This window comes from Streptomyces sp. SP18BB07, assembly GCF_036322545.1.
Taxonomy (GTDB): domain Bacteria; phylum Actinomycetota; class Actinomycetes; order Streptomycetales; family Streptomycetaceae; genus Streptomyces; species Streptomyces deccanensis.
Genome location: NZ_JAQYWT010000329.1, coordinates 1 through 24,930, shown reverse-complemented (window position 1 = coordinate 24,930; position 24,930 = coordinate 1). Strand labels below are relative to the sequence as shown.

At 69.0% G+C, this 24,930-nt stretch carries 20 protein-coding genes and 4 pseudogenes; 14 read left to right on the top strand and 10 right to left on the bottom strand.

Annotated elements, in window-relative coordinates; all coding sequences use genetic code 11:
- Positions 1–215, bottom strand: a 215-nt coding sequence (locus tag PUR53_RS25610) for a hypothetical protein (RefSeq protein WP_329909764.1), incomplete at its 3' end; no start/stop codon positions are given.
- A gap of 17 nt (positions 216–232) precedes the next feature.
- Between PUR53_RS25610 and PUR53_RS25605 the strand changes: the two genes are divergently transcribed.
- Positions 233–583, top strand: a complete 351-nt coding sequence (locus PUR53_RS25605) for a pentapeptide repeat-containing protein (protein WP_329909763.1) — start codon at positions 233–235, stop codon at positions 581–583.
- 253 nt (positions 584–836) lie between these two features.
- On the opposite strand, the pseudogene PUR53_RS25600 reads toward PUR53_RS25605, so the two are convergent.
- From PUR53_RS25600 to PUR53_RS25590, 3 genes and pseudogenes are all read right to left on the bottom strand, one after another.
- Positions 837–1,049, bottom strand: a pseudogene (locus PUR53_RS25600) (transposase); the annotation flags it as partial.
- Between the two features lie 128 nt (positions 1,050–1,177).
- Positions 1,178–1,753 (bottom strand): RICIN domain-containing protein, encoded by a 576-nt coding sequence (locus PUR53_RS25595; RefSeq protein WP_329909761.1) that lies wholly within the window; start codon positions 1,751–1,753, stop codon positions 1,178–1,180.
- A gap of 142 nt (positions 1,754–1,895) precedes the next feature.
- Positions 1,896–2,112: pseudogene (locus tag PUR53_RS25590) on the bottom strand (transposase); the annotation flags it as partial.
- 671 nt (positions 2,113–2,783) lie between these two features.
- On the opposite strand from PUR53_RS25590, the gene PUR53_RS25585 reads away from it, so the two are divergent.
- Both PUR53_RS25585 and PUR53_RS25580 read left to right on the top strand, forming a co-directional pair.
- Positions 2,784–3,101: an ATP-binding protein gene (locus PUR53_RS25585; protein ID WP_329909760.1), complete on the top strand. Its 318-nt coding sequence runs from the start codon at positions 2,784–2,786 to the stop codon at positions 3,099–3,101.
- A gap of 85 nt (positions 3,102–3,186) precedes the next feature.
- Positions 3,187–5,544 (top strand): outer membrane protein assembly factor BamB family protein, encoded by a 2,358-nt coding sequence (locus PUR53_RS25580; RefSeq protein WP_329909759.1) that lies wholly within the window; start codon positions 3,187–3,189, stop codon positions 5,542–5,544.
- On the opposite strand, the gene PUR53_RS25575 is transcribed toward PUR53_RS25580, so the two are convergent.
- Positions 5,502–6,344, bottom strand: coding sequence for a hypothetical protein (locus PUR53_RS25575; RefSeq protein ID WP_329909758.1), 843 nt, complete (start codon positions 6,342–6,344; stop codon positions 5,502–5,504). The genes PUR53_RS25580 and PUR53_RS25575 overlap by 43 nt on opposite strands.
- On the opposite strand from PUR53_RS25575, the gene PUR53_RS48280 reads away from it, so the two are divergent.
- The 6 genes and pseudogenes from PUR53_RS48280 to PUR53_RS25550 all read left to right on the top strand — a co-directional run.
- Positions 6,225–6,569 (top strand): hypothetical protein, encoded by a 345-nt coding sequence (locus tag PUR53_RS48280; RefSeq protein WP_443080355.1) that lies wholly within the window; start codon positions 6,225–6,227, stop codon positions 6,567–6,569. The genes PUR53_RS25575 and PUR53_RS48280 overlap by 120 nt on opposite strands.
- A 37-nt stretch (positions 6,570–6,606) precedes the next feature.
- Entirely contained in the window at positions 6,607–6,852 is a 246-nt protein-coding gene (locus PUR53_RS25570; protein ID WP_329909765.1) for a hypothetical protein, read from the top strand.
- Positions 6,849–7,220 (top strand): fic family toxin-antitoxin system, toxin component, encoded by a 372-nt coding sequence (locus PUR53_RS25565; protein ID WP_329909757.1) that lies wholly within the window; start codon positions 6,849–6,851, stop codon positions 7,218–7,220. The genes PUR53_RS25570 and PUR53_RS25565 overlap by 4 nt, the downstream gene beginning before the upstream one ends.
- A 429-nt stretch (positions 7,221–7,649) precedes the next feature.
- A complete protein-coding gene (locus PUR53_RS25560; RefSeq protein ID WP_329909756.1) occupies positions 7,650–8,384 on the top strand; it encodes a prepilin peptidase in 735 nt (244 codons plus the stop codon).
- Positions 8,385–9,281: 897 nt separating this feature from the next.
- Positions 9,282–11,273 (top strand): PKD domain-containing protein, encoded by a 1,992-nt coding sequence (locus tag PUR53_RS25555; RefSeq protein ID WP_329909755.1) that lies wholly within the window; start codon positions 9,282–9,284, stop codon positions 11,271–11,273.
- A 229-nt stretch (positions 11,274–11,502) separates the two neighbouring features.
- Positions 11,503–11,676, top strand: a pseudogene (locus PUR53_RS25550) (SulP family inorganic anion transporter); the annotation flags it as partial.
- Between the two features lie 506 nt (positions 11,677–12,182).
- Here PUR53_RS25550 and PUR53_RS25545 read toward each other — a convergent pair.
- On the bottom strand, positions 12,183–13,064 hold the full coding sequence (locus tag PUR53_RS25545; protein ID WP_329909753.1) for a hypothetical protein: 882 nt from the start codon (positions 13,062–13,064) through the stop codon (positions 12,183–12,185).
- A 148-nt stretch (positions 13,065–13,212) separates the two neighbouring features.
- Positions 13,213–13,956: a 2OG-Fe(II) oxygenase gene (locus PUR53_RS25540; RefSeq protein WP_329909752.1), complete on the bottom strand. Its 744-nt coding sequence runs from the start codon at positions 13,954–13,956 to the stop codon at positions 13,213–13,215.
- 395 nt (positions 13,957–14,351) lie between these two features.
- Here PUR53_RS25540 and PUR53_RS25535 point away from each other — a divergent pair, with 395 nt between their 5' ends.
- Both PUR53_RS25535 and PUR53_RS25530 read left to right on the top strand, forming a co-directional pair.
- Positions 14,352–14,486 (top strand): hypothetical protein, encoded by a 135-nt coding sequence (locus tag PUR53_RS25535; protein WP_267885389.1) that lies wholly within the window; start codon positions 14,352–14,354, stop codon positions 14,484–14,486.
- 132 nt (positions 14,487–14,618) lie between these two features.
- On the top strand, positions 14,619–15,173 hold the full coding sequence (locus PUR53_RS25530; protein WP_329909751.1) for a hypothetical protein: 555 nt from the start codon (positions 14,619–14,621) through the stop codon (positions 15,171–15,173).
- Between the two features lie 108 nt (positions 15,174–15,281).
- Here the strand turns inward: PUR53_RS25530 and PUR53_RS25525 are convergent, their stop codons facing one another.
- Complete coding sequence (locus PUR53_RS25525; protein ID WP_329909750.1) at positions 15,282–15,701, bottom strand: hypothetical protein; 420 nt, start codon at positions 15,699–15,701, stop codon at positions 15,282–15,284.
- A 202-nt stretch (positions 15,702–15,903) separates the two neighbouring features.
- Here PUR53_RS25525 and PUR53_RS25520 point away from each other — a divergent pair, with 202 nt between their 5' ends.
- Positions 15,904–20,478, top strand: a complete 4,575-nt coding sequence (locus PUR53_RS25520; RefSeq protein ID WP_329909749.1) for a hypothetical protein — start codon at positions 15,904–15,906, stop codon at positions 20,476–20,478.
- Between the two features lie 187 nt (positions 20,479–20,665).
- On the opposite strand, the pseudogene PUR53_RS25515 reads toward PUR53_RS25520, so the two are convergent.
- Together PUR53_RS25515 and PUR53_RS25510 are read right to left on the bottom strand one after the other, a co-directional pair.
- Positions 20,666–20,998: pseudogene (locus tag PUR53_RS25515) on the bottom strand (transposase); the annotation flags it as partial.
- Between the two features lie 410 nt (positions 20,999–21,408).
- Positions 21,409–22,170 carry a metallophosphoesterase family protein gene (locus PUR53_RS25510; protein WP_329909748.1) on the bottom strand — a complete coding sequence of 254 codons (762 nt, stop codon included), beginning with the start codon at positions 22,168–22,170 and terminating at the stop codon, positions 21,409–21,411.
- 277 nt (positions 22,171–22,447) lie between these two features.
- Between PUR53_RS25510 and PUR53_RS25505 the strand changes: the two genes are divergently transcribed.
- Positions 22,448–22,579 (top strand): hypothetical protein, encoded by a 132-nt coding sequence (locus PUR53_RS25505; protein WP_260421920.1) that lies wholly within the window; start codon positions 22,448–22,450, stop codon positions 22,577–22,579.
- A gap of 468 nt (positions 22,580–23,047) precedes the next feature.
- A complete protein-coding gene (murJ, locus tag PUR53_RS25500; protein ID WP_329909746.1) occupies positions 23,048–24,730 on the top strand; it encodes a murein biosynthesis integral membrane protein MurJ in 1,683 nt (560 codons plus the stop codon).
- The last annotated feature ends 200 nt before the right edge of the window (positions 24,731–24,930 follow it).

Genomic DNA, 24,930 nt, shown 5'->3' with positions numbered 1-24,930 from the left:
TCTTCACCGACCGCGACCACCTCGTCGAAGCAGTCCGCAGCGGCCTGCGCCAAATCCAACGACAACCCCACCTGATCGACGGTTGCCTCGCCGAAACAGGCCTCCCGCTTGATGCGACAACTCAACGGAAAGGTCAGTAACCGATGCCCAACTCCAGGGAGCAAACCTCGTTCAAGCTCAACTCTCTGAGAACGAGACTCGGCCTTGGTGTGCAACGTCTCCTCCCGAGACCTTGCACACCCGGCTAAGAGCCACCGGTTACAGGTTCGACACACGCGGAGATCTGCTGATCGGCTCATGGCTGAATCCGGCAAAGCTCGCTGGTGCTCTGCTCGAAGATGCTGATCTCACCAACGCCAAACTCGCGGGGGTCGACTTCAGCAATGCCCGCCTGAGCTGGACTAACTTCACCGGCGCACAACTTCAGGGGGCTGAATTCACCAATGCCCGCCTCTTTGGGACAGAGTTCAGTAGCGCCCAACTCCGAGGGGCAGACTTCACCAATACAGAGGCTACAGCGGACGTTATCCGCGCTGCCGAAGCCTCGGACGACAGCGACACCAAATTCGACGGCTTCCTGTAGGCGGCCCGGCGGCCACAGCAGCGCCGCGCGGCCCGCCCGCCGTCGGCTGAATGGGACCGTATGGGGACCTCGTGCAGCCGGTTGACGTCAACCTCTCGCTCGCGGTGAGGTCGGGGCCCCGGCGGTGGGGTAAGAGCGCCCCAAGCAATCGCGACGGTGTCGTTGAACGTCGCACGGTCAAAGTCGACGTCGACATCCACGTGAACCCCGCGTCAGCGAAGTCGAGCGCGCGCCCGCTGAACGTCACCCTCGAAGTTGATCTTGCCGCCGTTTTAGCCCGCACGTGAGCGGAGTCGAGGACAACGCGCGAGACGTCGATGAGACCGGCGTCATCGAGTCGGTGCAGCACCGCTTCATGCAGCCGGCCCCACACCCCGGCCCGCGACCAGATCAGGAACCGACGGTGCGCGGTCGACTTCGGTATCCCGAAGCAAGGCGGCAGAGCCCGCCAGGCACAACCGCAGACCGCGTCCCGCCGTGGCCGCTGCTGGCCGTCCCCGGCTACGGAGGGGCCGTGGGAGCCGTCGCCTGCGTCGGCGAGGTCATGGCCGCCTGACGCGTGTTGCCCGGGAGCGAGGCGAGGGCGGCCTCACGTCAGATGTTCCCGACTTCGGTCAGGCCGTAGACATACGGCCGGGCGTCCAGCCTCCACCGCTGATCGGGATTCAGATGGCAGTCCCACAGAACCAACGGGGTGCCGTTCGCGGTGCTTCCCTTGTTGGCCAGCCCCACGCATTTGCGGGACGGCCCGTTGACCCATGCGTAGGCGCCGTTGGCCAGGCGTTGGAACTGCCACCGCTGGTCGGGGTTCAGATGGCAGTCCCAGAGGACCAGCGCCGTGCCGTTCACAGTGCTTCCCCTGTCGGCCAGGCCCACGCACTTCGTGTCCGGCCAGTCGACGGCGTTGCGCACGGAGCGGTCGTTGTTTCCGAACCAGCTGAAGGACGCCGCCGGATCGCTGTAGCAGTCGGCCAGAACCAACGGCGCGCCGTTGACTGCGTCGCCGTCCCTCGGCACGACGCACTTCGGCGAGTCGGCGGCCGCGCTGCGGAGTGAGGTGAGATGGTCCGCGTAGGCCGGGTTCGGCATGGCCAGCGCGGCGAGCACGCCTCCGAGGATCACGCTGATCACCCGCCATTTCGCGCTCTTCCTGGGTAACGTGTCGCGCATGATCGCTGTCTCCTGGCGCCCGGTGAGCGATGTACCGCCTCCACTGCAGCACTGGTCAGCGCGCCCGGTAAGGGCGCGTGGTTGCGTATCAGGGGCGCACTCTCGCAGTCGAACTCCCCTGCTCCCTCCATGGCTCGCGACCACCGGCTCTGGACCAGATCAGAAAACGGCGGTGCGCGGTGGACTTCGAGACGCCGAAGCAGGGCGGCAAGGCCCCAGGCACAGCCGGTGACCAGGACGTAGATGATCGCTGCGAACAGCGTCTCTTCAGGGGTATTCGCTGTTCCGCCGCCCTGCGGCCGTGTCCGTTGCTCCGGGATCAGCGGCCTCGCGATCTCCCATAAGCCGTCCGGCACAATCCAGCTCCACGTTCACCGCCCCATACCGGGTCAACGCCCGCCTCACCACGCAGGACACGCTCTCTTAAGCCGCCGCTGATCACCTCGGAGGCGTTCTTACCAGCCGGGCGTACGGTGAAGACATGGCCGGGCGCGTGCGCCGCTGCGCGCACTGCTGGAAGCCGTTGCGAGCCACCGCCCGCAGCGACGCCCAGTTCTGCTCTCCAGCGTGCATTATCTCGGGTGCGGATTGACTGTCAGGCCTGTTGACCGAACTAACTCCCGAGTTTTCGCAGGTCAGTTGGGGTGTCTGCTAGGTTCCCGGCATGCTCGCTGAACAGCGTCCCGACAGGGATCTGAAGCCGCGCGGTCGACCTGCCGGAGGGCACGGTGCCGAGCGCCGCGAACCGTGCGGCGGAACGGCAGCGAACCGCTGTAGGCCAGTGGGCTCACAGTTGCGGGCTCCTGTGGCCGGCGCACACTGAGCGGTGTGCATCGTGAAGTTGCTGGTCACGGGTCTGGTGTGAGGGGCGAGGTCGTTACTCGTGCTGGTCGTCGGCGGGTGCCCACGGTGAAGATCGTCTGACCTGTGGGTCGGAGCCGTTCTCGGGTTCTGCTGCGCTTGCCGCGGCGCCGCTCCTACGATCCGTGACCGTGCTGGTGCGCCGGGAGAGCACGGGGAGGATGCGGGGATGCGGGAGCTGGAGCGGATCACGGCTCGCCGGAATGAACTGGATGTACGCGCTGAGGAAGTGTTCTCCAATGTCGTACGCCATGTCCCGGACCGGCGCTGCGAGTGGCTGTTGCTGCGGCAGTCGGTGGGGGTGCGGGTGGAGGTCGCGGATGACTCGCCCCAACTGCCCGTCGTCCCGGCCGAGTTGTCGTGGGAGTCGGAGGGCGGACGCGGGCTCGTCCTGCTCGATGCGATGGTCGCCAAGTGGGGCGTGTGGCCGGAGGCCGGGGGCGGAAAGACGGTGTGGTTCGAGTGCCGGGGTGACGACAGCGGCTGACGGTGGTGCGGGGGACGGGCGAGTCGGGGATGATGTGGGATCTTCGACAGGGCCCGGGGCGTGGGGCAGGGCAGGGGGGTTGCGGGTGGAGGCGTTCGAGGCGCTGGAAGCGGGGGATCCGGAGCAGGTCGGGCGGTACCGGATCGTGGCGCGGCTGGGTGCGGGCGGAATGGGCCGGGTGTATCTGGGGCGCTCGCCCGGCGGCCGGGCGGTGGCGGTGAAGGTGGTGCGCTCCGAACTGGCCGAGGACGGCGAGTTCCGGCGCCGGTTCGCCCGGGAGGTGGCCGCCGCCCGACGAGTCAATGGGGTGTTCACCGCCGGTGTGGTGGACGCCGATCCGGACGGGTCGCCGGCATGGCTTGCGACGGCGTATGTGCCGGGCGTCGCGTTGGGCGATGCCGTGACCGCGCACGGGCCCTGGCCGCAGGGCCCGGTGCTGGCGCTCGGCGCCGGCCTCGCCGAGGCGCTGGAGGCGATCCACGCGGCCGATGTGGTCCACCGGGATCTCAAACCGTCGAACATCCTCCTCGCGGCGGATGGACCACGGGTGATCGATTTCGGGATCTCGGTGGCTCACGAGGCCAGCGCGTTGACCCGAACCGGCATGGTGGTGGGCACGCCGGGGTTCATGTCCCCCGAGCAGTTGACCGGTAAGCCGATCGGGCCCGCCAGCGATGTCTTCTCCCTCGGGGCGGTGCTGGCATTCACCGCAACGGGATCGGGGCCGTTCGGGACCGGCTCGGGGCATGCCCTGAGCTTCCGCGTCGTCTACGAGGAACCCGACCTGCACCAACTCCCGCCCGTTCTGCGGCCCGTGGTGGCCCGCTGCCTGGCCAAGCAACCCGACCGGCGCCCGACGGTGGCGACGCTGCTGGAACAGCTGGCGGAGGCTGCCGCAGAGGAGGCAGGGGCGGCAGAGGAGGCTGAGGCTGCCGGAGAGGCCGTCACCCACACACCCACCCAGCCCGGCTGGCTCCCCGCACCGGTCGCCGCGACCCTGCACTCACGCACCACCACGCACGGGCCAACGGTCCCACCAGCACCAGCACCAGCACCAGCACCAGCACCAGCACTGGTACCGGTACGGCAGCCCGACCCCGCTCCTGTACCGGCTCCCACCTCGGCTCCGGCACTGACCGAGACGCCCGAAGCGGAGACGTCCGAAGCCGAGACAGCCGAAGCCGAGCCCTCGCCCAAGAGTCCGGAGGCGGTAATAACCGGTGGCGGCCCGGCCGCGCTCCCGGCCGGCCCGACCCGTCGGCGGGCCCTGCTCGGCCTCGGCGGGGCCGCTGTCGCGGGACTGGGCTTCGCCGGCTGGAAGTTCAGCGACGGCGACTCGTCCGGAAGAGAGCCCGGGGCTCAGCCCGATTCCAGCCGAAGACCCAGCTCATCCCCCACGCCCACTCCCACTGCCCCGTCCGGCGTGGAGCGGTGGAAGTTCGCCACGGGCGACCTGCTGTACGCGTCGCCGACCGTCGCCGGTGGCGTCGTCTACATCGGCAGCGACTCCAACAACCTGTACGCGCTGGACACCGCCACCGGGGGAGAGCGGTGGACGTTCCCTGCCGGTGGAAAGGTGTGGACGTTGGCCAACAGTGCCGGCGTGAGCTCGGGGCCGGCCGTCGCCGACGGGACGGTCTACGAAAGCAGTGCGGACGGCAATCTGTACGCGGTGGACGTCGGCACCGGCAATGAGCGGTGGAAATTCCCCACCGGCAAGCACGGAAGCTCGTCGCCGACCGTGGTCGACGGCGTTGTGTACGTCGGCGGTGGGGGCGGAGTGGTGTACCGCCTCGGCCCAGGGGGACGCAACGACTACGAAAACGGCCATGTGTACGCGGTCGACGCCGGTACCGGCGAGCAGCGGTGGAAATTCACCACCCGCAGCTCGGCCGACGCGGCACCGACCGTCGTCGATGGGGTGGTCTACGCCGGCTGTCTGGACGGCACGGTCTACGCGGTGGATGTCGGCACCGGCAAGCAGCAGTGGAAATTCGCCGCCCGTAACTACGTGGTTGAATCCCCGGTCGTCGTCGACGGCGTGGTCTACGTCAGCAGCCAGGACTACAACCTGTACGCCCTGGACGCCGTGACCGGCAAGCAGCGATGGAGATTCTCTGCCAACAAAGGCGTGAGCGCGCCGGCCGTCGTCGACGGAATCGCTTACGTGGGCAGCGGGGACGGCAACCTGTATGCCGTGGACGTCGGCACCGGCAAGCAGCGATGGAAGTTCCGCGTCGGCAAATCCGTGAGCGCACCGGTCGTCGCCTACGGGACGGTCTACGTGGGCAGTCATGACGGCAGCCTGTACGCGGTGGACGCCGGTACCGGCAAGCAGCAGTGGAAATTCCGCACGGGCAGCTCCGTGTATTCGACGCCGGCCGTCGCCGACGGAGTGGTCTACGTCAGCAGCCTGAACGGCATCCTGTACGCGGTGACGTAGTAACCGACCGACGTGAGTCTCCGGGCAGCGGTAGGCGCGCGGCCTCCTCCCCGACCCTGCCGTACAACTCGGGCCGTTCCTGTACGCGCCCGGCTGACGAAGAACAGATCCACTCCCCCTCCGGCTGAGAGAACTCGCAACCGTCGGAGGTAACGAAGCAGCCCGCACACAGTGTTGGGCGGCCCCATCGGGACCGCCCAGCGAATGAGAGTGTCTGGAACTACCGGGAGATGAACGCGGTCGAAGCGGTCCAAAGAGGTCCGCAGCCTGCCCTGGAGCGCGGTGATGAACTCGCTGGCGTCCTGCGGCTGGCCCAGGGCCGCGTAGTGCACGTCCCGGTTGTCCTCGAAGTCGGCGGGCAGGTCGTCCTCCGGGTTGCGCCACCGGTTCGCGCCCACCACCCAGATCTCCCGCCGGCGCAGCGCGTCCCGCAGCGCGACGAGCACGCACAGCTCGTAGGGGATGCGCTCGACCCGGCCCTTGTCGTCGACGACCGCCGCCCGCCACTGCTCGGGGACCACCCCGTCCAGGGGCACCGTCTCGGCCGGGTCGAAGAACGCGCCCTCCTTCAGCGGCTGCTCCAGGTACCGCCCCAGCAGGTCGATCGCGTCCATCACCGGCCCCTCAGCACCGACCTCCGCGAGCTCACCGCCCACGACCAGGTCGTGCGCGACACCGTCATGGACACCCCGGGCGTGCGCGAGGTCCTCGCCGCGACCGCGCTGCAGGCCCAGGGATACCTCTCCGGGCCGACGGCCGCGCCGCTCACGGTGGTGACGCAGTGCGCCGGCGGACGCCATCGCGCAGCTTTTCCGGACTTCCGACCCCGACGGCGACGGCTACATCCGCTACCACAGCTGAGCCGCCTCGCCGCAGTCGTCTGGCCTGGGGTTCAAAAGCCGGCTTGCAGGAAGCCGGGAGGGCCGGTGTGCCAGCGGGGCGCAGGCCGGAACGGGCTCGAGGGCCAGCCGGTGTCCGCCTGGAGTGGCAGCGCCCACGGCGAACCGCTCTCGCGTCCGACCTGACCTACTACCACCCTGCTACCATGGGTGAGTGACTTCCATGAAGAAGCAGACGCAGGTCAGGCTGGAGGAGAGCGTGCTGGAGGCCGGCAAGGCCGCCGCCCGCTCCCGTTCGTTGGACTTCAACAAGTACGTGGAACGGCTCATCATCGAGGACACCACCGGCGCCCGCGCCGCCGGCATGGCGGCAGCCCAGCGGCTCATCGAAGAGCACGGCACGTTCCTCGACGACCTGGAGCAACAGCTCTACGCCCCATACGACCAGCAGCCGGGCGCCGCCGCGTGATCCTGCACGTCGACGAATCCTGGATCCTCGAAGTCGCAGAACGGGCCGGGCACCGCGACCCGGCCGCCGACGACTACGGCGTACCCATCGCCGCCGTCGCCCGCCACCGCGGCGAACTCCTCGACACGGCCGTCTACGACGGCGCCTACGCCCGCGCCGCCGCCCTGGTCCACACCCTGGGCCGCTGCCGCTGGCTGGAACGCTCCAACCTCACCGTCGCCTGCGCCGTCGCTGTCATGTACCTCGAGGCCAGCAACATTGCCGTCGACCCCACCCGCGAACAGCTCACGGCACTCGCCCACGAGCTCAACAACCCTCGCTGCACCGCTGAGCGGATCGCCTCCCTTCTGCGCACCTGGAAACCCTGATCCCGGACCTGGCGGTGATCGCCTTCGGGCCAAGCTCGTAAGGCCCGCCATCCGGCCACACCGCAGAGATCACTTGGGACCCGAAGGGCGACGACCCCCAGGGCTACCTGGCGACGCCTACCGAGGGCGACAAGCTCGCCTACTCGCTGGAGGCCCTCGGCGACCCCGACGACGTGAGCATCGCCGGAGAGCGCGCTGCAGGCCGCGGTGTTCACGGCTCGGCTGGCGGGACTGCTGCAGAGGCGCTCCGCAGTCCAGGTCGTCCTACTGCGTGACACCCACGGGCTCTCGTGGCGGCGTATCGCAGCAGCGATCCTCGGTGACCCCGACAAGCAGTCATCGGTGCGTCGGATGCACGACTCGAACCGCCGCCATCTGGGCCGTTGACCACCGCTCGACAACACCGGGCTGCTTATTAAGCTCCATCCGGTGGAAACGTTCTGGATCACCGTTGCGGCGGTCCTGTGGGGTGCCGGCACCGGCCTGCTCATACCGCGCGCCGCGTACAGGCTTTCCGTGCAGCCCGAGGAACCGTGGCAGGCAGCGTGTCCCGCCGGACATCCCTTCGCCGGCGCCGGGAACGGATGGCTGGGCCGGACCCGCTGCGCCGACTGCGCCTCTTACGGCCCCAGCACGCCCGTCCTCGTCGCCGGCACTGCCGCGGTCTGCGCGGTCCTGGCGGCCGGCACCGGTGCCCGCCCCGAACTGATGGTCTGGCTGCTGATAGCCCCGGTCGCCGTGTTGCTCGCCGTCGTGGACTTCGCAGTGGAGCGGTTGCCCGATGCCGTCACCCTGCCGCTCGTCGTGATCACGCTCAGTCTGCTCGGGGTGGCGGCGCTGACGCCCGGTGCCCGCGGCAGCTGGAAGACCGCGCTGCTCGGCTCCCTCGCGCTCGGCGCCTTCTGCCTCGTGCTGTTCCTGATGAACCCCACGGGATTCGGCTTCGGAGACGTGAAACTCGCCCTGACCGTCGGTGCCGTCACTGGCTGGTTCGGGTGGGACATCCTGATCGTCGGCACCTTCGCCGGGTTCCTGTCCTTTTCGCTGTACGGGCTCAGCCTCATCGTCGCTCGCCGTGCCGGACGCAAGACGGCCCACCCGATGGGCCCGTTCCTGCTCGCTGGGGCCTGCGTTGGCGCGCTCCTGGGATCCTTCGGCCACTGAGGAGGGCGGCTTCGTCGCTGCGTCCCGGGCCACAACGATCACGCGCATCCGTTTGCGGGGTGCCTTCGATGTCCGCCGGGATGTCACCGATCAGCACGGCGGCTCCGCAGCCGCGTGCGGTATCTCGGGTGTCGAAACGGGCGACAGGCAGGTGAGGCATGTGTCTCTCAGTGCACCGTGCCTGACAGATATCTACGGGTTGTTCAGGCACGTACGGCACGTTCGCAACGTGAGAGCCGCCCCCGACGCTGCCCGTCGTCGTCGGGCCTGAACCGTTCCCGTCCCCAGCGCGTCCATACGGGCACCTGACACCGGTGGAGCCGCCGCACCATGAGCACATCTGAATGGCCAACTTGGCCGCACTGCGCACACGGTGCAGACCCTGCTGCCGACCCCGTTGGTTGCCGTGGCATCCACGTCCCCGGCCGCACCGCGTGCATCGCCCACCTGGCCGACGCCGACCGCGATGCCTACCTGGCCGGCCTGACTCCCGGCGCCAGCATTGACCACCGAGGTACCACCTTCACCGGATCCCTCCTCACCGACCTACTGAACGCCCTCCGTCACCCCGCAACCGAAGGCGCGCGGGTTCCAGGATTCCTGGACGTCAGGCCGCAGGAACTCGCATGCGGCTACTGGATCCTAGGCCCCCTGCGTACGGGTTCGGCCTCTACATCGGCACAGCGGTTAGGGCACGCCTAGTGCTGTGACCGCGCGCGAAGATAGCAGACACTGGCCCCAGCCGTCCCGAAATGCTGAGAAGTCGCATATTTTGCCCTCTCGCGCTCTAATCTCGTGGTCTCTGCCGGTTGCGGAGTCTGATGCATTGTCTCCGCGACGGCTATCCGGGGTGGGGTTTGCGCGCCTTGCGGGGTGCGTGATGGGGGGAAGATCTTCATGCCCGAAGTCGCAAAGAGCGGAAGAGTCGCGCCACCGTGGCTGAAGCGGTGGTTCGCAGTAGGTGTTGCGGTCGTGATCTGCTTGGCCGGTACTGCGTCCCTGCCGGCGCAGGCCGCGACGATCGACCGCTACCGGGTGGAGCTCGCCGCCTGGATTCCCCAGGAGGGAGTGGACGGGCCGCAGCCGTCCAAAGCGTGCTTCGGTTACATCGGCCAGATGGCTTCCTATAACGGAAACAACCATGTCGGCTTTGACGGCGAATACAAGGTCCTCGTTTCCTACGACTTCACCTATGACGGATCCCGGTGGGCGGATGTTGCCACCGAGGTCACTTACGGTCCGACGTATGCGTACGACGCTATCTGCCGTTACTCCGGCCACGTCACGAAAGACGGCGGCGTGAAGGCGACGAGTGGCGGCGTCCAGCTGTGGACGTCCACGAAGAATCCCCTGGTTGTGGGCGCTCCCGCGATCGACGCGAAGCTCGATGTCTCGTTTCGCAGCCGCGACGAGATGGTGCTCGTTCACCGCACGGACAGGTTCCCCAGCCATGGATTCCGTGTCTGGAAGAACGGGCGGATTATCGGAACTGCCGTGGATTACGACGCCAGCTGCGTCAACGTAAGGGGGCTTGTCGGAGCGGCCAACGTCGGCAAGGGGCTGAGCACATCAGCCAATCCGGTGACGCATGACCTGGACCTGCGGGTGCCCAATCAGAGCTACTTCGGGCCGTGTGGGAAGACCCCGCCCCCGAGGTTCAGCTTTCCCGCACTCAGCTCCGTGCCCACCCCCCGTCCAGGAAACGCCAGCCCCGTGGCGGCGTTCACCTACAGTCGTCTGAACGGGCCCGGAAATCAGGTACGCCTGGATGGCAGCGGAACTCGCGACCCCGACGGGACCATCAGCTCCTACCAGTGGTCGAGCAACGGGAAATCGCTCGGAGTCGGGAAGACGCCCGTCGTCTCCATGGGGTCCAGGACCACTTCCGCACCGGTGACCCTCAAGGTCACCGACAACGCAGGCGCCAGCGCCAGCGTCACCCGGACCTTGAGTCTGGGCAACCGTGCGCCGACACTGAGCGGCGTAAACCCTGCTCCGGGCAGCACGTATCCCAACATTCGGCCGACCCTGTCCGCCGCGGCCTCCGACCCCGATGCTGACTCACTGCAGTACAGCTACCGCTTGACCGGCAACGGCGCCGACCTCTCGTCCGGGTGGGTTTCCGGAACATGGCAAATCCCCCCACACAGCCTTGACCCTGGCCTCGGCTACTCCTGGACCGTAACCGTCCGCGATGGACGCGGCGGAGTCGCCAGTCGTACCTCAAGTCTCCGAATCGCAGCACTTCCGACTGCCAAACGGCTGGTACCCCTTTCCACGGCCGCCGGGTACTGGCAGGTCGCCAGCGACGGAGGCGTGTTCTCCTACGGAGCCGCGCCGTTCTACGGATCCCTGCCAGGACTCGGCATCAAGGTCAACAACGTCATCGGGATGGCTCGCACGCCGGACGACCGGGGGTATTGGCTGGCTGCGGCGGACGGCGGCGTGTTCGCGTTCGGCGACGCCGGCTTCTACGGCTCGGTGGGCGGCAAACCTCTCAACGCACCCGTGGTAGGCATGGCCCCGACCCCGAGCGGCAAGGGGTATTGGCTGGCTGCGGCGGACGGCGGCGTGTTCGCGTTCGGCGACGCCGGCTTCTACGGCTCGGTGGGCGGCAAACCCCTCAACGCACCCGTGGTTGACATTCAGATGACGCCTTCAGGCAAGGGGTATTGGCTGGCTGCTGCGGACGGCGGTGTTTTCGCGTTCGGCGACGCCAAGTTCTACGGCTCCATGGCAGGAAAACCACTCAATGGCCGGATCACAAGCATTTCACCGACGCCGACAGCCTCGGGATACTGGCTGAACGGCTGCGACGGCGGCGTGTTCGCATTCGGTGACGCGCCGTTCTACGGATCCAATCCGGTGTACGGCTGCCGGGGGACGTAACAGGCAGCAGCTCGTACCAGGGCGACTCAAAGTTCCCGCAGTACGGCACTGAACGGCATCGTCTTCGTACGACGCCTGCTTCGCGTGGTCGGCCAGCCGCCTCTTGAGCGTTGGCCACGGGAGTAGCAGACACGAGGTCCCTACCCACTCGGTAGGGACCTCGTCTTCGTGACCGGTTTCCGCCTCGCAGTGTCGTCTGCCTCTGCTGCGAGCACAGCAAGCCTGCGGCGTCGCTGGCTCCATCACCGCCATGGTGATCTTCGCCAAGCGCGTCGCCCACCTCGCCGAGGTCACCGCAGTGGTCGGCCCGGACGGCAAGACGGTGGTCTACCGGGTCACCGGCGAGCTGTTCTTCGCCTCCTCCAACGAGCTCGTCGGCCAGTTCGCGAGCGACCCCAAGAAGGCCGAAGAGAAGAACCTGCGTGACCCGACTCCGCATCGGGACCGTCTTGGCGACCTCGGGAGTGTTGCCGTCCCTGGCCGGCGCAGCCATGTCCGCGCCGCCCATCCCGCGCTCCCTCCCTCTCAACTCCGGCCAGGGCATGGGCAAAGCGGCCGCAACGGGGATGTCATACGCCCGACCATGCCCGCACGGTGGGCCCCGCGCGGGTCGTCAGCCGTTGAGACCGTTATGCAGTCGGCCCATTGACACTCCGAACGCGACATCCTTAATGTCACGCCCTCATCGAGCTCGGAGACCTCTTCCGGGCTTACCAGCAGCGCACCGAACCCGACCTGGTACTGCTCGCCGACCTCTAGGAACGCAAGGCCCGCGCCTTCACCACCTGGGCCGATGTCACCTGCGAGTCAGGCCGGAGGCGGACCGGGCCGCGGCCGGTACTCGGCACCTCGGTGCCGGGTGACTGCCGACGGCCCGCCACGGTGGTCATGGACGCAGCGCGGGCCCGGTCAGAACACGTCGGTGGTCCACAGGCGGTGCATATCCCATGCGATGTCCAGGGATTCCTTCGCTCCCTGATACCACGCACGTTGCGCGGTGTCGGCCGGCACGGTGTGAAGGGCCGCGAGCACATCGGCCGGCATCCATGCTCCACCCCAGCGGCGCCAGGTCCCAGGCGTCTCGGCGGGTTCCGGGGTTCGCGGTATGGCGTAGCCCTCGCTCCGGAGAATCTTCAGAGCGGTACTCCGTTGATTCCTCATCAGATGCTGCGGGGAGAAGATCCCGTAGGCATCCAGACTGATTCTGCTGCCGTTCAGGTAGGCCTCCCATGCCGCCTCCGCCGTGGGCTGATCGCACCAATCGACCACGGGGATCTCCACGGAGGGCCGCGCCGCCCACGGGCCGCCGGTACTCGCGCGCACCTCCCGCGGTGCGGACCCCACCACGAGGAATGCGAGCTCGTGGCAAGGGACATGGAGCTCGATGCTCTGTCCCGTCCCGCTGTCCCAGCTGGTCGTCATTCCCGCCGCGATCCGGACGATGTACTCGCCATCGTCAAGCCCCTCATGCGCGTCGAACAGAGCGCCCTCGAGTTTCTCGGCCGGCACGCCGTCCCGGTTGAAGAACCTCCGGATCGGAGGGCCCCCCGTCGCAGAAACGATCTCGAAGTCGTAGTTGCCCGGGCTGCCCAGGTCGCGGCCGAGTGCGTAGGACGAAACCCGACAGGCAATACCGTCTTTCACCACGTACGTCTTCCGGGCCAGACCGCAGGTGATGAACTTGCGACCCTCAGACGTAGGAACTCTCACCTCCAAGCGCGTCTGCATCAGGTGCAGGCCGTCCTGAGACACCGTCTCCACCCAGTCGGTGTGGATCCTCCCGTTGGTCATGCTGCTCTCCCTGCCGTTCGGTGCGAGTGGATTCGATGTCCGGCCGCGGGCAGGGCCCGATGCCGCCCGGCTCGGAGGTGGGCGATCACGGCGTGCCGGACGTCGGTCTCCGGGGTGAGGGACAACGCGACGGTGGCCTTGCCGCTGCTCAAGGCACATCTACGGGCTCGTAGAGCACGTCGGTTCTGAGTATTGTCTTCGTACCCTCAAGAAGCGGGGCCGAGTCGTGAAGCGTCCGATGCCAGAAGAGGAGCGCATCGCCCGGTTCGGGGCGGTGGGCACTCACTATTTCCTCAGGCTTCGCGAGCCGCGGCCAGTCAGAGAAGTCACGTTGCGCAAAGGGAAGATCGTTCTGCTTATCGGCGATGAACCGCGTTTCTCCGCCCACGGCCTCATACGACAGGTAGACGACGACCGTCAGAAGAGTGCGTTTTCCGTCTGGGGCGAAATAGGGCGAATCGTAGTGCGGGACAATGAATCCGCCGTGTTCGTACGTGATGAAGCGCATACGCGGATTGACGGCCGCCGGCCTCCAGGGCCTTCCGTCCGAATCCGTCGGATCGTCCGACCCCACTTCAAGCGATAGAAGCGTCCGCAGCCTGCGGTAGAATTCTGCCGCCAGGGATGCGGATTCGGCCGTGGCGCGGAGATGAGCGACCGGATCTCCCTCTGCATAGTTGGCGGCAATGCCGTCTCGGCCCACCGGGGCAAAGCGCTGGGCGGCCAGTTCGGTCGCGAATGCCTCCACTTCGGCCGGGGTGAGGAAATGGCGAATCACCTTGGCGTTGGCCTTTGGGATCTCCGATTCGATCGGGGTCCATGAGTCATCGGCAGATATTCGGCTCAGCGCTTCTTCGGAGAGCTCAAAGGGATTTACCGGCATTTCGAACATGATCACTTCTCCGTGCTGAGGCCGTCGCCGATCCCAACCTGGCCGTGGGCCCCACAGCCCGGAACGGCCGCGGGCAGCGCATTGAGGTGGACGGCGGGACCGCGGGCCACGCACTTGTGCGCTTCGAGTCCGTGGAGGGACTCGAAGCCCCTGGAGTCAATGCCTGCAGGGAACGGGGACCATTGGGCGATTATCGTCACGATGACGATATTAGGTCGGGGTGAGCCCCCAAAGCAAGCAGGACGTACCCAACGCGGCGGAGAAGGCCGGGAGACGGGGCGGGGACCGGCTCAGGGGACGTCCGAGGCGAGGTGGTCCCACGCGGCGCTGGGCTGCTCCCTACCGCAGCGGCTGACGCCATCGAGGGCGTCGACCTTGCCGGGCACCGACCAGGTGTGGAGCGGCTCCGGGTGCGGCACGAGGCCGTCTGGCAGAGCCGGGTCGAGACCCTGCTGGAGGACCTGGACGGGGTCGAGCGCGACCAGGCGGTGGCGGAGCTCAGCAAACTCATGGCCCAGGCCCGCCCATAGCCCGGCTCCGCGGACGCCGGCCCCGCCGAAGTGTCCAGCAACACGCGCAACGGCCCCGCCGCCTTCCAGAGCGGTCCCACCAGGCCCTGATCATCAAGATCCGCCGGTCCAAGGCCGACCAGGCCGCGCGCGGTGGTGCGCATCCTGGCCCCCGCCGACCAGGAACCGTGCCCCATCCACGCCCTGCGCAAATGGCTCGACGTCCTCACCGACGACGGCCAGATCACCCCCGGCCCGCTGCTGCGCCGCATCGACCGCCACGGCAACATCTGCGCCAAGGCCGCCGGCCGCCCGCCCAAGGACGACCGCCGCTGCGGCGGCATCACCGCCGACACCGTCATCAAGACCGCCGCCCGCGCCGCCCAGCTCACCCCGGTCCCCACCCCGGAAGAGCGCGCCGCCGCGGCCCAGGCCAAGGCGGAGGCGCACGCGGCCGCCGAGGAGGCCAATGCCGTCCTCAAGGCCTGGCGCACTGCCCGGCGCACAGCCCGCGCCGCCGTCCGCCGTATCACCGGTCACAGCATGCGCCGCGGCTGGATCCAGCAGGCCCTGGCCGCCGGCAGCCCTGCCGAGACGGTCGCTGTGCACTCCCGGCATTCCCTGCGCTCCACAGCCTTCGACGCCTACCGCAGCAAGCTGCTCCCATGGAGTCAGAACCAGACCCGCCTTCTGGGCCTGCCCGCTTGACCGAGGGGGCACACGGCTGCGGACGGGCCGTCAGCGCTTCCGTCGGGCTGTGGGGTCGCGCTCGGGTGAGCGCCCTCGCGCGGGGGTGTGTCTCGATCCTCCCGGGCGTCACCGCGCCCGGGAGGATCGTGCCTCGCGCTCGTCGGCGAGCCCGTCCAGTTCGCGCATCGCCTCGGCATGGGCGCTCATCCGCCGGCTGACGCTGCCGCTGGTGAACAGGACCGCTCCGGCCACGGACACCGGCACGGACAGTCCCAGCACGGCCACGGCCTCCGGCCAGTCGCGTTCGTTCTGGCAGTAGCCGCTGCGGCTCAGAGGCTCGTTGGCCGTGCCGCGCTCCGGCATCAGCCGCGACTCGCATTCCACGGGGTACCGGTCGTCGGGCTTGCGGTCCACCTCGTACGGGGTCAGGAGCAGCAGGGTGCACCAGCTCCACAGCAGCCCGGCCACGACCAGCAGGCCGACGCCCCAGGCTCGGGTCCGGCTGGCCCGGTCACGGAAGTCGAGGTCGTACTCACTTGATCGCACGACGGGTGAATGTATCAACGGCTCCCGCCGCATGCGGCATAGCCCGAGGAGCGGCTGCCCGGTCGTTCGGCTACCTGCATGTTGATCTACGGCTGCGCGAAGTGGTGTGGGCATCCTCATGTACAGCGGGATATCGAGGGCGGCCAGGCATCTGGGGGCGGATCATGCCTGACTGTCAGTGGCGCGTGTCACGATCTTCCGCATGACCGTCACGCTGCCTGCGAAGCCCAACTCCCTGGTGCCGTACGTCGACTGGGTCCTCGCCCATGACGCGGGCGCCGAGCCGGCCGCGCGCGAGTTGATGGAGGCGGCCGAGTCTGGCCTGTTCCGGACGCACGAGAAGCCGGGCCGGTTTCTGGACGACATGACCTGGCGGGCACGGCGGTTGCCCCCGGCGCACCTGCCGCCGTTCTGGGACTCCGTCGCCCACCGCATGAGCCTTTCGTTCCCCAAGCAGGCGAGCCGCGCCTACGCTCTCGCCCGGAAGGCCGAGCGGGACCACGCGCTGCCCGTGGACACGGACCGGCTCCGAGAGAACGTGCTGCTGTTCGCGCGGGCCGGTGCGCTGCCCGCCAAGGAGTTGACGACCCACCAGCGCCGACTGGCGGCAACGTTGCCGCCGGAGCGGGCGCACCAGGAGACCGTACGGCTGCTGGAGGCCTGGGCGGCCTCTCCTGGGGACCTCCCCGCCGACCTGGCCAAGTTGATCCGTTCCTCTGCCCGGGCCGCCGGGCTGGGCACGGACGAGGAGGCCCGGCTGCTGGGCGTGGCGCTGCGCGGGGCACACGGCAAGGCAGTGCCGAACGCCCTGCTGGACGCGGCGGCGGCCGTGATGGCAGAGCATCCGCAGGATGACGCCGTGCACGCGGTGCTGCTGGACCTGTTTCCGCCGACGCGGGCGGACTCCGCCCCCTGGGTGCGTCTGCTGCTGCGCTGCGGAGCGGCCGAGTCGGTGGCGGCGGGGCGCATCACCCCGGACGGCGGGCTGAGCGCTTGGCTGAGCCGTTTCGCCCGAGAGTACGCGTACCGCCAGGTTCCGTACGGCGGCGTCTCCCGCCAGCCCATGCCGCCCGAGCTGTTCGAACTGCTGGCGCTGTTCGCCCCGCGCCTGCGCGCGGCGGGCGAGCCAGTGCGGCTGCACGAGACGAAGTGGCGGCACCACACCGATATCGACGCGGATCTGTTGGACGCCTGCCTGGCCGAGGGCATCGAGGTGCACGACCCGGGCGAGACGGTCCTGCTGCAGTTCTGGGGCGACCGCTCGCGCCGCGATCTGAAGGCGGTAGCCGCGCATCCGGTCTTCGGCCGCCGCTTGGAGGGCACGGTCCATGAAGGCCTGCACAGCCGTGAACGGGGCGGAGGTGGAGGCGGTACGGCGATCAGCCGGCTGCCGGGCAACGAGGGCATCGCCGCCGAGGTCCTGGCCCGGATCAACAGCCTGCTCGACGCCCTGCGCGGCGGCGGGCTCGGCGCCGCGCACGAGGCGGTCGACGAGCTCGCCACCCTCCTGGACCGCCCCACCGTCACCGCGCTGGGCGGCATCGAGGAGGCCCTGGCCTCCCTCGACCTGTCCGGCCCGCTGGCCCGCGCCCTGCGGGCCGGGCTGCCGGAGGAACTGGGCTGGCCCGCGCTGGAGGAGGCCCTCACCGAACTGCCCCTCGCCGAGGTCACGGCCGTGACCTGCACCTGGCCGGTGCTGACGCTGTACTCCCGCGACCGGGCCATCGCCGTCGACCACGCCGGCCGCCGCGCCTCCTGCACCTTCCGCGTCCCGGACGACGCGACCCTGCACACCGTGCACTACGTGGGCGGGAAGTTCCTGGTCGGCTGGACGACGAACGCGAACCCGTACTTCAGTGACCGCGCGTTCTGGGCGGACGCCCCTGACGAGGTCTTCGAGCCGGAGAACGTCGGCGGCATGGTGCCGTACGGCGGCTCCATCGACGGCGGGCTCGGCTTCCAGTTCGAGACCGCCGACGGCGACGGCCGGCACGACGGCGAGCGGGTGCTGCGCCCCGGCGGCCGCGAGGGCATCGACAACCACGAACTACAGATGTCGGACGGCAAGCGGGTGTGGAGCGCCGAGGTGTACGGGGACATATGGGCCCGCGTCGACCCGACCACCGGCGTCCGCACCGAGGACACCACCCTGCCGGACTTCCCCGGCACGGGCACCCTGCCCCCGGGCACTGCGGTCTTCAAGGAAACTCTCTCCCTGGCCCCCATGCCGCCGGGCGCCCCCGAGTCCCCGCTGGGACAGGCCGGCCCCCTGGTCGGTTTCCGGGTGCTGTTCCATACGAAGTACCGGAACAACGCACCCGACCGGTTCGTCCTGGAGGGAATCGACGGGCGCGAGGCGGCCTACCGGGTCTCACGGCAGGGTCAGGACCCGTGGGGCATCCTGCGGCTGCCCGAGGGCGGCGAGGACGGCGTGCTGGCGGAGCAGATCAACGTCCGATGCGCCGCGGTCGAGGACGGTTCGCTGCTGTGGGAGGTCCGCGGTTTTCCGGACCCCAAGCACCCGTGGCACAAGCCGTCGGCCGCCGCCGGACCCATGCCGTTCCCCCCGCCCGCGTACTGGCACTTCCTCGTCCCCCGGGACCCGGCGGCCTCGGCCGCGCTGCGTGCGGTCGACGACGGGACCGTACGCCGTCTCCTCGACGCCCCGGCCGGCGGCCTCACCGACGTACTGCTGGAGGTAATGCCGGCGTTGACGGACCCCGACCTCCGTGACGGCGTGCTGCGCGCGGTCCGCCTGGCCGCCGACGTGCGGCGCCGCCGCGAGGAGCTCTCCCGGCGGGTCGGTGTCATGCGGTCCGGACCCGCCGTCACGCTGAAGAACCCCGTACCGGACAGGGAGCTGACATCCGCACTGCGCGGCCTGCGGGACGAACCCGTGCACTACAAGGCTCCCAGGCCCCAGCCGCAGCCCGCCATGCTCACCGCTCTGGCCGCCGACGGCCGCCATCTGCGCGGCGAGATCGACGACGAGACCCGCCGTCTCGCGCCTCCGGCCCGGCCCGTCGACTGGACCGTGCTGCTCGGGTCGATCGACGCGGTGGCCTGGCGAGCGCTCATGTCCACGACCGCCGATTCCGAACGGGCTTGTCTGCTGGCCCTGCTGGAGACCTGGCGCGAACAGCCCTTCGCAGAGGGCGGCAGCAGTTGGCGCACGGGGCAGGCACCGGCGTCCGCGCTCGCGGCGCACCGGGCGGAGGGATGGGTGATCGCATCCGGTCCACCGGACGACCCGGGTGTCAAGGGTGACGCCGGGGAGCGCTTCGTCCAGCGGGCCACGGACCCGGCACCCGCGGAGGCCACCGGGTGCACGACCGTCACGCTCACCCGCGACGACTGTGCCCGTCTCGCCCGACTGCTCGAACTCCTCGCGGCGCGGGGCCCCTTGCCCCTCTCGCCCGCCGCGCTGGAGGCGTTCTCCCGCCGTACAGGCGTACGGCGGGCCATCGCCGCCCTGACGCTGGGCGGCCTGCCCTACGGCGCCGGGAAGGAGTACGACAAACTGCTGCGGTCGGCGCCGTACAACGCGAGCCAGAGCCAGGCCTGGGCATACGGCGAATACCGCCTCGGATCCTCCGGCAGACTGGCCGTCCTCGCGGCGGGCCTGCCCGACGACCCGGCCGAACTGCCCGGCCTCTGGACGGAGGACGGCATGGTCGCCGCCGCCGAGCGCATGGCGGACGCCTGGACTCGGCGCGTCGGGCGGACCCCGTACGTCGACGAGCACCTGGCCGACGGCCTGGAGACCGACCTCGGCATCACCGGTGACTGGGCCCACCGCCTCGCGACGGGCCAGGCGATCCCCGCCCAGGACAAGGGGTTCACACTGGCCGAGGGCAGCATCTCAGGGCACTTCTCCCTGCACCGCGACGAGTCCGACGGCACGACCGGCTCCTGGATACACCCCGACGACCTGCCGCACGTGGTCCCGGCGACGGCCCTGGCCTGGGCGCTCACCGAACGCCCCGTGGGCGACCCGTCCGTCACCTGGGCCACCGATCTGTACGAAGGCCTGCGCACCCTGCTGGACTCCCCGACGTACCTGATCCCCCTGACCCCCCGCCCGGACCTCGCTGCGTCCGTGGCGACGGACCCGTCCTTCAAGCCGTACGAAGGCCGGTTCCACCTGCGCAGCAGGCCCTACCAGCCGGGCGGTCACACCCTCCCGTCGGTGTACGACAACGGCAGCCTCGTCGTCACCGTCCCGAACGGCAACGTCTTCCTCCGAGCCTCCACCCCCGACGTCACCCAGCTCTACACCCCGGACGGCGGCCTGGCCCGCATGGTCCGGCGCGCCGCCACCACCCCAGTGCCGCCCGGCTCGTACGAAGCTAATCCCCTCCTCAGCGTCCCGGCCCTGGTCGGCGAGGTCGCCACCGCCCTCTCCCTCGACGAGGACGCCGCCGCCCTCTACCTCCAGCTCCTTACCCTCGCCCGCCCCACGGACCGCAACATCCGCCGCTGGAACGCCTGGTCCCCGGCCCGCCACAAGGCCGCGCAGTCCGCCCTCGCCACCAGCGGCCTCACCGAGACCGGCAAACGCCCCCGCGCGGGCCGTACCGCCTTTATCCCGGGCCCCTGGACCGACCTCAAGACCCCACACCTCCCCCTGGAGACGGCCAAACTCACTCCGTACGCCGCCCCCAACTCCAACGGCAAGGACATATACGGCCCGTTCTGCCGCCTGCTCTCCCCGCTCCCGCTGCACGAGCTGTTCACCCAGGCCTGGGCAAAGTCGCCGTCCCCGCAAGGAGAGTGATCGCGGTGCCCGGCGGCACTTACCGCAACGGCCGGAGAAGGGCATCCTCGGCCTGCCGGACGGCCGACCGCTTCCGCATGCCGGTAGGCCGTCGCACGCACGACCAGGTCCAGGGGGCCTGGGCGCAACCGAGTCGAGAGTGACGGCGTACAGCCTGCCGCCTCACGGTTCCGGTTCATTCTGACCACGCGGCGGTAACCTCGGCGACGTCGTCCTCGCACCCGAGGCGGACGGCGTCCAGGAGCTGGCACCAGGAGGTTCGGCCCGTTTCCGGGGCAGCGACGAAGGAGTAGGGCCAGCCGGGGATCATCTGGTCGGAGGAGCGGCCGCTGCGGCCGTAGACGTGGCAGAACAGGCGGTCCGGGCTGGTCGGCGCGTCGGGGCGGAGCCAGTGGCTGATGTCGATGGCGAGGACCAGGCGCCGGTCCGCGGCCTGCGGCAAAGGCAGGCCGGCCAGCACCTGCCGCAGCCGGGGCACGTCCACGTTCCCCCGGTTCAGCGCGTCGTACATGGCGCCGTGCCGGAGGCCAACGCCATCCTCAAGTCCGGGCGTACCGCCGCGCTGCCCGCGCCGCGGTACGCCGCATCACCTGCCACAGCTTCCGCCGAGGCTGGATCCAACAGGCCCTGGCAGCCGGCAACCCACCCGAGACGGTGGCACTGCACTCACGGCACTCGCTGCGCAGCACAGCCTTCGACGCCTACCGCCACAAGGTGGTCCCCTGGAACCAGAACCCGACCCGCTTCCTGGGCCTGGCCGCCTGACCAGCCGTCCGTCTTGCTGCGGCAAGGCGACAGGCAGCGCTGTGCCACGAAGGTCTATTTCTGGTCGAGGAGGGCAGGGAAGGGTGTGGGCCCTCGGGATTGGTAGGCGTCGTTGATCGTGTAGTCGGTGTTCGGCTGCCCGCTGTTGTGGATGGGAAGCGGGTGTCACGGGCTGTGTTCGCGTCCGTCCCGTGGGGCGAAGGCTGTGAGGGCGTCGGCGTCGGTCGCGCGAGCGTGCAGGAAGTAGTCGGCCCACTCGGTGATTTCGGGGTAGGAGGATTCCTGGCCGAGCTGGGTGGCTGCGGCTTGGAGGTCGAAGTGCGTGGTGCGGAGTTCGACGCCCGGGCCCAGGAGGGCCCAGTGTGCTCCGGTTCGTCCGTAGGGCATGCCGATGCTGCCAGGGTTGATCACGAGTCGGCCGTGGGCGAGGCGGACGAACGGCATATGGGTGTGGCCGCAGACCACGGTGCGAATGTCGGCATCGAGTCCGTCAAAGACTTCCTCCCAGCGGTCGAGGCGGGAGTCGACCAGGACGACCTCCTCGTCGTCGCGAGGGGTGGCATGGCAGAACAGCACCTTTTCCAGGCCGTTCACGGACAGGGAGAGTGATCGTGGAAGCGAGCTGAGAAGGTCGAGATGGTCCTCGCGGAGCTGTTCGGCTGCCCAGGGGGCGATCGGATCGGGGATCGTTTCGCGTTGCCCCCGGCGGTATTCGAGGAGTTCGCGGTCGGCGTTGCCGCTGATCCAGATGACGCGGTCGCCGAGGCTGGTCAGCAGGTCGAGGACCTGGGCCGGTTGCGGGCCAGCGGTGATGTCGCCGGTCAGCACTATGCGTTCGGCAGCGCTGACGTCTGGTTCGGCGAGCACTGCCTCCAGGGCCGGCAGGACTCCGTGAATATCGGACAGGACGGCTACTCGGTTCAGCATGGTCACCACAGTGGGGTGAAGGCAGCCGAGCGGTGTGATCTTTCGCCCGGCGCGTAGTTCGAGGGGGCCGTTCAGCGCGTGTGGTCGCCGGGTGCGTAGTTCTTCCAGGGGGCTCCGGCTTCGGTGGCGATGCGGGTGGTGCTCTTGTCGTGGTAGCCCAGTGCTTGGGCGATGACGGGTGCGGGGGCCTGGAGGACGAGCTGGCGGATGGCCGAGGTGCGGCCCTTCTCGGCCGGGACGCCGAGCTTCCGCAGCGCGTCTTGAGAACGTGATCAAGGTGGTCGCAGCCGTAGGCGCGGCGGGCATCGTTGCCGCGAAGGCCACGCCGCACGTCAAGAAGAGGTTCAACGACCTCAAGTCGAAGCTGAACCGCAAGTCGGAGGACACCGTCGAGGCCACCGCGCAATAAGCCAGCACGTCACCGATCCTGCTGGCCAATTTTGTTGATGGTCGGTTGTGATGCTCGTTGACCGGGCAACGAGCACGCGGTCCTTACGGCCACCCCGCGTTGGAGGAGAGGGCGCTTTGACGGGCACCACAGCGACTGTGCCGTCTGGCTGACGCCGACCGAGCTGCGGTGTGCGACAGCCTCGTCGGCCCCGGTCTTCAATCTCTGACCCACGGTGCAAGGTAGAGCCACGTCCGCTACCGGGGGGATCGCCGAGATAAGGCCGAAAGGGGGCCACGGCGTGATCTTGAAGCGGGATACGCCCGCCGGGGCCATGGTCAGGCAGGGCTGCAGCGTACTGGCGCAGAGCACTTGTTCCGTTGCTGTCGTATTCCTGTGGTCACGGTCACGGCCGGGGAGGGTTCGCTGAACTGCTAGGCGAGGCAAGCGAATTGGGGCCGTGGGGCCTGGGGGGCATAGGTTGACGGCATGGTGGAGGGGGCGAACTCCGCGGCGCAGACCATGCCGCAGGAGCAGCAGACGAGGGGGCGGCATGCCGCCCGGCGGAAGAAGGACAAGGGCGGGCTGGCTCGTTCGTCTTTGCTGATGGCTCTTGGCACGGTGGTGTCACGGGCGACGGGGCTGATCCGTCAGGTGCTGCAGGCCGCGGCGCTGGGAACGGGTCTGCTGGCCAGTACGTACAACACTGCGAACACCGTACCGACGAGCCTGTACACGCTGCTGATCGGGGGTGCGCTCAATGCTGTGCTGGTGCCGCAGCTGGTGCGGGCCCGGACGACGGAGCCCGACGGCGGGCGGGCCTACGAGCAGCGTCTGGTCACCCTCGTGGTGTGCGTGCTGGGCGTGGGGACGGCGCTGGCGGTGTGGGCGGCGCCGCAGATCGTGGGCCTGTACATGCGGGACACTCCCGACAGCCATGAGGCGTTCGAGCTGACGGTGACGTTCGCCCGGTTCCTGCTTCCGCAGATCTTCTTCTACGGCCTGTTCAGCATCTACGGGCAGGTGTTGAACGCCCGCGAGAAGTTCGGCGCAATGATGTGGACGCCGGTGCTGAACAATGTGGTGCTGGTCGGCATGTTCGCCGCCTACCTGGGGCTGATGGCGGTGCCCGACCGGGTTGAGGACATCACCGCTGGCCAGGTGCGGCTGCTGGGGATCGGGACGACAGCTGGCATCGCCGTGCAGGCCCTGGCTCTGGTCCCGTTCGCGCGGGCGGCGGGTTTCCGGTTCCGGCCACGGTTCGACTGGCGGGGCACCGGCCTGGGCAAGAGCGTCCACGCGGCGAAGTGGACGCTGCTGTTCGTCCTGGCCAACCAGGTTGCCCTGACCGTGGTCACGAACTACGCCAACGCCGCCGACCAGGAACTGCCCCAGGCTGGCGCGGGCTACTCGGCCTACACCTACGCGCAGACCATCTGGATGCTGCCGCAGTCGATCGTGACCGTGTCCCTGGTTACGGCCCTGTTGCCGCGCATGAGCCGGGCTGTCGCCGAGGGACGCATCCCGGATCTACGCGCGGATCTGTCCCGGGCGCTGCGGATCAGCGGGGTGGTCATCGTGCCTGCCGCCTTCCTCTTCCTCGCCCTGGGCCCGCAGATTTCCTCGCTGCTGTTCGCCCACGGAGCGGCCGACGCCGCCTCGGTCCGCCCGCTGGGCTACATGCTTCAGGCCTTCGGGCTCGGGCTTATCCCGTTCTCTGCCCAGTACCTTCTGCTGCGCGGCTTCTACGCCTTCGAGGACACGCGCACGCCGTTCTTCATGGCGGCGTGGATCGCGGGCGTGAACATCGCCCTGGTCACGGCCTGTCATCTGCTGATGCCCGCCCGCTGGGCGGTGGTGGGCATGGCCGGGGCCTACACCCTCTCCTATGTGGCCGGCCTCGCGCTCACCGCGTTCCTGCTACGCAGGCGGCTGGGAAGCCGTGTCGACGACGGCGGCCTGCGCCGCACCTACGTGAAACTGTTTTGCGCTGCAGGCCCGGCTGCTGGGCTGGGCTGGGCCGCAGCGCGTGCGTGCGCTGGCCTGGGAGATGGAACGTGGCCTACAGCCGTCGCATTGGCTGCCGGGGCGCTCGCGACAGCCCTGGCGTACCTCCTTCTTGCCCGGTTGCTGAAAGTCAACGAGCTCCGTCGCCTGCCCGGGATGCGTTGAGTCCGGGCAAGCGACGCCAGGGTGGGCAAGAACGCTGTCACCGATCCTTTTAGAGGTCCTACTGACCTTTCCGTTGAGTTGTCGCATCAAGCGGGAGGCCTGTTTCGGCGAGGCAACCGTCGATCAGGTGGGGTTGTCGTTGGATTTGGCGCAGGCCGCTGCGGACTGCTTCGACGAGGTGGTCGCGGTCGGTGAAGACG